Below are 8870 nucleotides of genomic sequence, written 5' to 3'. Positions count from 1 at the left end.
CCCCGGCGCGCGGGCGCGGCCGCGCGCGGGGCGGCGCCTCCCCCCCAAAATCTTGCGGTCGCTACGCAACCGAGCGGGAGCAAGCTCCCTCGCCACGGGTTTATCGTCGCTCATAAGGGAGCGATCAGGCCTGAACCGCCTCCGTCTCTTCCCTCGCAACACCTTCCTCGCCAGCAAACCGATTCGCCCGCCCGAACGTACCAAAGTCATTGAACCGCACGCCCATCTCGCGCATCACCTTATGGGCCACCGGCACCGTCAGTTGGCGAATGTAGAACGGCTCCCTCACCACGAAATGAAGAAAGCCATGGCTGCTGCCGAAGTTGAAGCAGAACGCCTGCAACGGCCACAACCACCACGGGGTGAGTACCTGGGTTTGCTGGATGACATTGCCCGGCTCGATGTCGCCGTAGTAGTGCATGTTCGAGCTGACGAAATGCAGGCAAAAGGTGCGCAACACGTTCGGCCCGATGATCACCACCGCCGCGATGTCGATCACCTGCATCGTTGCCAGCGTGCTTGCCGACCAGTCAATTGAAGCGCCCATCAGGCTGGCGACGCCGTTGACCCCGTGGAAACCGAGGAACACATACCAAGCGCCCCAGTGCAGTAGCGCCAGCGGAAAATAAACTTTCAGCGTGCGCTTGAGAATGCTGCGCTTGTGCGCCCAGGTCCGGGCCCGCAGTAGGCGGATGAAGGCCGACATCACGTTGTCGCCGACCATCAGCAACCGCGCCAGCCCCCAGGGTTCGCCGTTGGTAATGGCCCGCTCTTCCATGTCAGCCTCGCTGCCGGACACCTTGTGATGGTTGAGGTGCAGGTGGCGGCGGATCCACGGGTTGATGGTGCTCGGCCGCGCCAGCCACACCAGGCCCATCATCAAGTTGTGGGGCAGGCGCTGCTTGCGAAAATACATGCTGTGGATCAGGTCGTGTTCCAGCTCGTGGGTCAGGGACGCGAAAAACGCGTTGAGCAACAGGCACGCCCAGCCAGCCAGGTCACCATTGAGGTAGAGCAGCGCCGAACCGATCATCCCCGCCAGGGCGAACGCCAGGATGCCCGCACCCAGCGCATCCTGATGACGCAGGATCGGATAGCGCTGACGCAATTCCTCACCCCGGGCCAGGACCACCTGGCGAATATGGGCCGCTCGTTGTTGTGCATTCAATCGCTCGGGGCTTGCGCAAGTGCCGTGCATGGCTTACATCCTCTGTTAGAGATGTGCTCATCCTGCCGGGTGTTGTCCCACGGGGTGGTAGCCGTATACGCCAACCTGTTGACCGCAAGCGCCAATCGTCATGACGGAACCGACTTCCCTCGCCAGCTGGACCCGCGCCCTGCGCAAACAGCTCGATGCGCTGGGCCTGGACAGCCATGCCTTGTGCGTCGAGGCCGGCCTCGACCCGCAATGGATGGACGACCCGAACGCCCGCTACCCGCTCTCGGCCACTACGCGCCTGTGGGCCTTGGCGGTGCAGGCCAGCGGCGACCCGGCCATCGGCCTGCGGGTGTCGCGCTTCGTCAGCCCCACCACATTCCACGCATTGGGTTATGCCCTGGTGGCCAGTGGCAGCCTGCGGGAAGTGTTCGAGCGGATCGTGCGTTATCACCCCGTGGTCAGCGATGCCCTGGCCCTGCAATTGAGCCGTGGCGAAGACCGCTACCGCTTCAGCCTCGATGTGCCCCCGGGCCGGCCGGCGCCGGCGTTTGAAGCCATCGATGCGTTCGCGGCGATTTACGTGCGCACCTGCCGCAACCGGCTCGGCCGCGATTACGCACCGCTGGCGGTGTACCTGCGGCGTCCGGAACCGACCGACCCCAGCCCGTGGCACAAGGTGTTCCGCTCGCCAGTGCATTTTGGCGCCGCCCAGGATTGCCTGGAGATCAACCTCAGCGACTTCGACAGCCACCTGGACGACGCCAACCCGGAACTGGCCGAACACAACGAAACCGTGCTCGAACGCACCCTCGCCCAGCTCCAGCCACTGACCTGGGAGCGCAAGGTTCGCGCGGCCATCGAGGCGCAACTGCCCGAAGGCGAGCCCAGCGCCGAACGCATCGCCCAGGCCATGCACTTGAGCCTGCGCAGCCTGCAACGGCACCTGGCCGACGAAGGCTGCCGCTTCGACGCACTGCTCAACGAATGCCGGGAAAACCTTGCATTGCTGCACCTGCGCGATCCGCAATGCTCGCTGAGCGAAGTCAGTTACCTGCTGGGCTTTGCCGACGCCAGCAGCTTCAGCCGCGCCTTCAAACGCTGGACCGGCATGACGCCGGGGCAGTTCCGGGATGGGTTGCGCTAGGGATTTGCAGTGCCTGGGCTGGCCCTATCGCGAGCAAGCTCGTTCCCACATTGGAAGCGGTGTGACCGCAATAGCTGCGACAACACCTAACCCCTGTGGGAGCGAGCTTGCTCGCGATGACTTTCGCCCAGACAACCCAAGCCCGTGGCGAGGGAGCTTGCTCCCGCTCGACTGCGCAGCAGTCGCAAAACCGGCCTATGCGATCCGCCTGTAGATTGCTGGGGCCTGCTGCGCAGGCCAGCGGGAGCAAGCTCCCTCGCCACGGATGCCGCGTCGGCTTTTAAATTGTGGTCAGCGCTCGCAACCGTTCAATGTCGACGATTTCGATCTCGCCGTAGCCCAGGTGAAGAATGCCCTGGGCCTGCAGGTCCTTGAGGATCTGGTTGGTGGTCTGACGCGACAGCGAGAGCATCAGCGCCAGTTGTTCCTGGGGCAGTTGCAGGACCCGCCGGGCCGGTTCGGTTTCGCCGTAGCCTTCGGCGATCATCAGCAGGCGGTGGGCCAGGCGGGCCGGGGCGGGCATCAGGCTCAGGTGTTCGAGGTTGATGAAGGTCAGGCGCAGTTTGTGGCTCATCAACAAGGCGAGATGGCGCCAGTGGATCGGTTGCTCCTGCAGGAAAGCCAACAACGGCGCCTGGGGCACGTGCAGCAGCACGCCTTGACCCACCACGACCGCATCATGGGTCCGTGGCTGGCCATCGAACAGGCAGATTTCACCGAACCAGTGAGGCGCTTCCACCACGCTCAGCAATGCCTCCTTGCCCTGTTCGTTCACCGCACCGACGCGCACCGCGCCTTCCAGCACGGCATACAGCCCGCAGGGTGGATCGCCGCGCTGGAACAGCCGATGGCCCGGCGCCAGATGGCGCACCCGCGCCATGCCCAGCAGACTATTCTGTAACTCAGCAGGCAGATGGCTGTACCAGTGGCCCGCCATCAGGTGTGAGTGCCAGGGATGGGAATTCATGGAAACTCCGGGACAAGTGTCGGCTAACTGACAGAACGCCTGGTGATACCCGGGCATCATGCAGGCATCACCTCAGGAGGAACAACAATGAAAAGCCTCGTCGATCATCTCAGTCAATACGCCGCGTATCACCGCGACCCGCGCAACATCGCCAGCCACTTCATCGGCATCCCGCTGATCTTCGTCGCCGTCGCCGTGCTGCTGTCACGGCCCGGCTGGCCAGTGGGCGCGGTGCTGGTGTCGCCGGCGCTGCTGGTGGCGGTGGCCAGTGCCTGGTTCTACCTGCGCCTGGAACTGCGCCTAGGCGTGCTGATGACGGTGCTGCTGGGTCTCGCCGTCTGGCTGGGCCAGGTGCTCGCCGCGCAAAGCACCTGGGTGTGGCTGGGCAGTGGCCTAGGCATGTTCGTGGTGGGCTGGGTGATCCAGTTCGTCGGCCACTATTACGAAGGCCGCAAGCCGGCGTTCGTCGACGACCTCACCGGGCTGATTGTCGGGCCGCTGTTTGTGGTGGTGGAAGCCGGCTTCCTGCTGGGGCTTCGCGGCGAACTGAAGCACGCCATCGAAGAGCGCGCCGGGCCGGTGGCATTGCGCAACCAGCGTTCGGCCGCCTGAAAGCTACACCACGCAGGTAGCGGTTAGGCTACCTCTGTGGGAGCGAGCTTGCTCGCGATTGCGCTCGGCCAGTCACCGATGTGTCGACTGCTCCACCGCCATCGCGAGCAAGCTCGCTCCCACAATGGCTCTCCATATGCACACCAATATTGTGTTCACTAAAGTTCTACTGTGGGAGCGAGCCTGCTCGCGATGCTTTTGCTTGTTCTTTTGCTCTTAGAGGTTGGCGATTTTCTGCCAGACCTTCGGCTTGAAGAACAGCGTCTCGCCCTTCGCCAGCCCCACCAGGCTGTCATGGTCCTTCACCACTTCCGCCTCGATCAGCTCGCTCTGGCCTTCCACCTTCAGGGTCACCCGAGTGGTAGCGCCGAGCGGACGGATGGCGCGGACTTCGGCGGCGTGGTGGTCTTCCAGTTCCGAGCGCGACAGCGAGACTTCGTGCGGGCGGAACAGCACATGCCGGTCCTCACCCAAATGCAGGCGGTTCGAGTCGCCGAGGAAGTGATACACAAAGTCGCTGGCCGGGTTTTCGTAGACATCGCCCGGCGAGCCGATCTGCTCGATCACGCCCTTGTTCATCACCACGATGCGGTCGGCGACTTCCATGGCTTCTTCCTGGTCGTGGGTCACGAACACCGAAGTCAGGTTGATGTCCTCGTGCAACCGCGCCAGCCAGCGGCGCAGTTCCTTGCGGACCTTGGCGTCGAGGGCGCCAAACGGTTCGTCCAGCAGCAGCACCTTGGGTTCCACCGCCAAGGCGCGGGCCAGGGCGATACGCTGGCGCTGGCCGCCGGACAACTGCTCCGGGTAGCGGTCGGCGAGCCAGTCCAATTGCACCATGTTCAGCAGTTCATGGACCTTGGTCGCGATCTGGCTTTCGTTCGGACGCTGGCCCTTGGGCTTCATGCGCAGGCCGAAAGCAACGTTGTCGAACACCGTCATGTGGCGGAACAAGGCGTAGTGCTGGAACACGAAACCGACGTTGCGATCACGCACGTCGTGGCCGGAGACATCCTCGCCGTGGAACACAATGTTGCCTTGGTCCGGGGTCTCGAGGCCGGCGATGATCCGCAGCAAGGTGGTCTTGCCGCAACCGGATGGCCCGAGCAGCGCTACCAGCTCACCGCTCTGGATGTCCAGGCTGATGTCGTCCAGGGCCCGGAAGGCGTTGAAATTCTTGCTGACGTTACGGACTTCGATCGACATGACTTATTCCTCCGCGGCGCTGGCGCGCAGGCGGTTGATTCGGTTTTCGCTCCACTGCTTGAGCAGCAGGATGAAGAGCGCCAGGATCAGCAACAGGCTCGCCACAGCGAACGCGGCCACGTGGTTGTATTCGTTGTAGAGGATCTCGACGTGCAGCGGCAGGGTGTTGGTCACCCCGCGAATGAGCCCGGACACCACCGACACCGCGCCGAACTCACCCATGGCCCGGGCGGTACACAGCACCACGCCATAGATCAGGCCCCACTTGATGTTCGGCACGGTGACATGCCAGAACATCTGCCAGCCATTGGCCCCCAGCAGGCGCGCGGCCTCTTCTTCCTGGGTGCCTTGTTCCTGCATCAGCGGGATCAGCTCACGGGCCACGAACGGCACGGTGACGAAGATCGTCGCCAGCACGATGCCCGGCAGCGCGAACACGATCTGGATGTCGTGATCCGACAGCCACGGCCCGAACAGGCCCTGGGCGCCGAACATCAGCACGTAGACAAGACCGGCGATCACTGGCGACACCGAGAACGGCAGGTCGATCAGCGTCACCAGCATGCTTTTGCCACGGAATGAGTATTTGCTTACGCACCACGCGGCACTGACGCCAAACACCAGGTTCAGCGGCACCGAGATCAGCACGGCTATCACGGTGAGCTTCAATGCCGACAGCGCGTCGGGTTCGAAGATCGCGGTAAAGAACGCCCCCAGCCCGAGCTTCAGGCCCTGGGATACCACGATGAACAGTGGCAACAGCAAGAACAGCGCAAAAATCAGCCAGCCGAGGCCGATCAAGACCCGCCGCGACGTCGCACTGCCACGACGGGCAGCGTTGGTGGAGGCTGCGGAAATAGACGATTGGGACATGGTTCGCGCCTCCTTATGGGGTTTCGATGCGCCGCTGCAGCAGGTTGATCAGCAGCAACAGGACGAAGGAAACCACCAGCATCAGCACGCCGATGGAAGTGGCGCCGGTGTAGTCGTATTGGTCGAGCTTGACCATGATCAGCAGCGGCAGGATCTCGGTTTTCATCGGCATGTTGCCGGCGATGAAAATCACCGAACCGTACTCGCCCACGCCACGGGCAAAAGCCAGGGCGAAGCCGGTCAACCAGGCCGGCAACAACGCCGGCACGAGGATGTGGCGGAATACCTGCCACGGTTTCGCACCGAGGCAGGCGGCGGCTTCTTCGACTTCACGGGGAATATCGGCCAACACCGGCTGCACCGTGCGCACCACGAACGGCAGCGTCACGAAGGTCAGCGCCAAGGTGATGCCCAGCGGGGTGTAGGCGATCTTGAAACCCAGGTCCGTGGCGAACTGGCCCACCAGACCGGTCGGCGCGTACAACGCCGTCAGCGCGATACCGGCCACGGCGGTGGGCAGGGCGAACGGCAGGTCGATCATTGCGTCGATGATCTTGCGGCCGGGGAAGGTGTAGCGCACCAGCACCCAAGCCAGCAGCGTACCGATCACGCCGTTGATGATCGCGGCGTACAGGGCGGTGCCGAAGCTGAGCTTCAAGGCTGCCAGCACCCGCGGCGCCGAGATGATCGCCCAGAATTGTTCCCAGGTGAGTTGAGCGGCATGCACGAACATCGCCGCCAGGGGGATGAGCACAATCAGGCTGAGGTACACCAGGGTGTAGCCCAGCGTCAGCCCGAAGCCGGGTATGACGGGGGATATGCGACGCGACATAAAGGTCCTTGGTTGAGAGCTCGCAGGGTGCGGAACCTGTGGGAGCGAGCTTGCTCGCGAAAGCGGTGTATCAGGCAACAGGGTTATTGACTGTGCCACCGCCTTCGCGAGCAAGCTCGCTCCCACATGAATTGCGCACTATTTCAGCTTACTGCGCCTGATAGATCTGGTCGAACACGCCGCCATCGTTGAAGAATTTCGGCTGGGCAGTTTTCCAGCCGCCGAAGTCCTTGTCGATGGTCACCAGCTCCTCCTTTGGAAATTGCCGGGCGTACTGGGCGGCCACATCCTTGTCACGCGGGCGATAGTAGTTTTTCGCGGCGATTTCCTGGCCGGCCGGGCTATAGAGGTGCTTGAGGTACGCTTCGGCGATCTCGGCATTGCCCTTCTTCTCGGCGTTCTTGTCCACCACCGCCACCGGCGGTTCGGCGAGGATCGACAGCGACGGCACGACGATGTCGAATTTTTCGGCGCCACCGTCTTCTTTCAGCGCCAGGAAGGCTTCGTTTTCCCAGGCCAGCAACACGTCGCCCTGACCGTTGTTGACGAAAGTAATGGTCGAGCCACGAGCGCCGGTGTCGAGGATCGGCACGTGCTTGAACAGCGCCTGCACGTATTCCTTGGCCTTGGCTTCGTCACCCCCATTGGCCTTCAGGCCATAGGCCCAGGCGGCGAGGAAGTTCCAGCGAGCGCCGCCGGAGGTCTTCGGGTTCGGGGTGATGACCGACACGTCGTTCTTGATCAGGTCATCCCAATCCTTGATGTCCTTGGGGTTGCCCTTGCGCACCAGGAACACGATGGTCGAGGTGTAGGGCGTGCTGGCGTCCGGCAGGCGGGTTTGCCAGTCCGCCGGCAGGGACTTGCCCAGCTTGGCGATTTCATCGATGTCGCCGGCCAGGGCCAGGGTCACCACGTCGGCGCGCAGACCATCGATCACCGCCCGGCCTTGCTTGCCCGAGCCACCATGGGACTGCTGGATCTTCACGCTGTCGTCCGGGTGCGCCTTCTTCCAGAAATTGACGAATTCGGCGTTGTAATCCTGGTACAGCTCGCGCGTCGGGTCGTAGGACACGTTGAGCAACTCGTAATCCTTGGCAACGGCGGAACCTGCAAAAACAGCACTGGCCAGTGCGGCCAGGGCATAACGACGAATGGGCGACATGGTGAAAGCTCCTGGAATTCTGGTTTTCTTATGACTTCTGGAAATTCGTTTGGCTTTTAGAAAGAGATCGCAGCCTTCGGCAGCTCCTACACCTAGCCCCCGTAGGAGCTGCCGAAGGCTGCGATCTTTTGGCTTTCAAGACGGCTTATGACTGGGTTGCTGCAAGCGGAATTTTTCCTTGCGTTCGATCTGCACCACCTGGGCGTTATGCACAGTGATTTCCACTGCCCCAAAACGCAGGTCGCGCAACGCGCTCTGGATCTCGCGCAAGATGGTTGCTTCGTCCTGGCCGTCAACGCTACGTAGAGATGCGCTCATGCTGCTGCTCCTTTGAATGAATGCCTGGCAGTGGGCGGCACTGCTTGCGGCGTGGGAGCAATACTAGATAAGTGCAGATATTCTTAAAAAGACTATTTAAGAATTTTTATATAACCAAAATTACAGAAAGTAGCCGACGTCCTACGGCAGGGGTGATTGGGGGCTTTTTCCCCGCCCAATCCTCGGAGATTTCCTTCAAGACGTAGGGCTGTGCATGAACTAGGCAGCGTTTCCGAGTGCCGCTAACCTCTGTTCGTCATCGCAAAAAACGGTGACACGGACGTGCAAGTCCGGGTAAAACACCAACCCTTAATGCTTCTAGCCATTCGTGGCGCGTTCGCGCCCGTGTTTTATGGCGGCTGTGTTCGGGAGATCTTCGGATCTGCCGAGTTTTGGGTATGGTTGCTCGGTCTTGCACACTCGCACACAGCTGCCACCCTTCATTGCGTGCAAGCGATCCAGGGCGGTTCTCTATAGGAAACCTACCCATGTTCAAACCTACGCCGAATCCACCGCAAAACGGCCACAAATCCCGCGTCCAAGCGCAGGAAGAAAAAAAGCTCGATGACGCCGCCACCCGCGCCCTCGACTACTACC

The 8870-nt window shown here is 62.1% G+C and carries 9 protein-coding genes and 1 pseudogene; 3 read left to right on the top strand and 7 right to left on the bottom strand.

Going from position 1 to position 8870, the window contains the following annotated elements:
* Nucleotides 1-124 precede the first annotated feature (124 nt).
* Nucleotides 125-1198 (bottom strand): fatty acid desaturase, encoded by a 1074-nt coding sequence (locus HGO40_RS25985; RefSeq protein ID WP_250965370.1) that lies wholly within the window; start codon nucleotides 1196-1198, stop codon nucleotides 125-127.
* 100 nt (nucleotides 1199-1298) lie between these two features.
* Here HGO40_RS25985 and HGO40_RS25980 point away from each other — a divergent pair, with 100 nt between their 5' ends.
* Complete coding sequence (locus HGO40_RS25980; protein WP_250965369.1) at nucleotides 1299-2303, top strand: AraC family transcriptional regulator; 1005 nt, start codon at nucleotides 1299-1301, stop codon at nucleotides 2301-2303.
* A 280-nt stretch (nucleotides 2304-2583) separates the two neighbouring features.
* On the opposite strand, the gene HGO40_RS25975 is transcribed toward HGO40_RS25980, so the two are convergent.
* Complete coding sequence (locus HGO40_RS25975; RefSeq protein WP_250965368.1) at nucleotides 2584-3270, bottom strand: Crp/Fnr family transcriptional regulator; 687 nt, start codon at nucleotides 3268-3270, stop codon at nucleotides 2584-2586.
* An 87-nt stretch (nucleotides 3271-3357) separates the two neighbouring features.
* On the opposite strand from HGO40_RS25975, the gene HGO40_RS25970 reads away from it, so the two are divergent.
* Nucleotides 3358-3882, top strand: a complete 525-nt coding sequence (locus HGO40_RS25970) for an Mpo1 family 2-hydroxy fatty acid dioxygenase (RefSeq protein WP_250965367.1) — start codon at nucleotides 3358-3360, stop codon at nucleotides 3880-3882.
* A 216-nt stretch (nucleotides 3883-4098) separates the two neighbouring features.
* On the opposite strand, the gene HGO40_RS25965 is transcribed toward HGO40_RS25970, so the two are convergent.
* The 5 genes from HGO40_RS25965 to oscA form a co-directional block, all read right to left on the bottom strand.
* Entirely contained in the window at nucleotides 4099-5088 is a 990-nt protein-coding gene (locus HGO40_RS25965; protein WP_250965366.1) for a sulfate/molybdate ABC transporter ATP-binding protein, read from the bottom strand.
* A gap of 3 nt (nucleotides 5089-5091) precedes the next feature.
* The gene (gene cysW / locus HGO40_RS25960; protein WP_250965365.1) at nucleotides 5092-5961 is read right to left on the bottom strand and encodes a sulfate ABC transporter permease subunit CysW; all 870 of its coding nucleotides are present in this window, start codon (nucleotides 5959-5961) and stop codon (nucleotides 5092-5094) included.
* Between the two features lie 13 nt (nucleotides 5962-5974).
* Nucleotides 5975-6793, bottom strand: a complete 819-nt coding sequence (gene cysT, locus HGO40_RS25955; protein WP_013692011.1) for a sulfate ABC transporter permease subunit CysT — start codon at nucleotides 6791-6793, stop codon at nucleotides 5975-5977.
* 148 nt (nucleotides 6794-6941) lie between these two features.
* Entirely contained in the window at nucleotides 6942-7955 is a 1014-nt protein-coding gene (locus HGO40_RS25950) for a sulfate ABC transporter substrate-binding protein (RefSeq protein ID WP_250965364.1), read from the bottom strand.
* Nucleotides 7956-8090: 135 nt separating this feature from the next.
* Nucleotides 8091-8273 carry a sulfur starvation response protein OscA gene (oscA, locus tag HGO40_RS25945; RefSeq protein WP_003186967.1) on the bottom strand — a complete coding sequence of 61 codons (183 nt, stop codon included), beginning with the start codon at nucleotides 8271-8273 and terminating at the stop codon, nucleotides 8091-8093.
* 488 nt (nucleotides 8274-8761) lie between these two features.
* Here oscA and HGO40_RS30975 point away from each other — a divergent pair.
* Nucleotides 8762-8870, top strand: a pseudogene (locus HGO40_RS30975) (DUF6124 family protein); the annotation flags it as partial.

The sequence above is a fragment of the Pseudomonas sp. CG7 genome (assembly GCF_023701885.1).
Classification (GTDB): domain Bacteria; phylum Pseudomonadota; class Gammaproteobacteria; order Pseudomonadales; family Pseudomonadaceae; genus Aquipseudomonas; species Aquipseudomonas zanjanensis.
The sequence above is the reverse complement of the archived record's forward strand: the minus strand, read 5'-3'. Positions and strand labels throughout refer to the sequence as shown.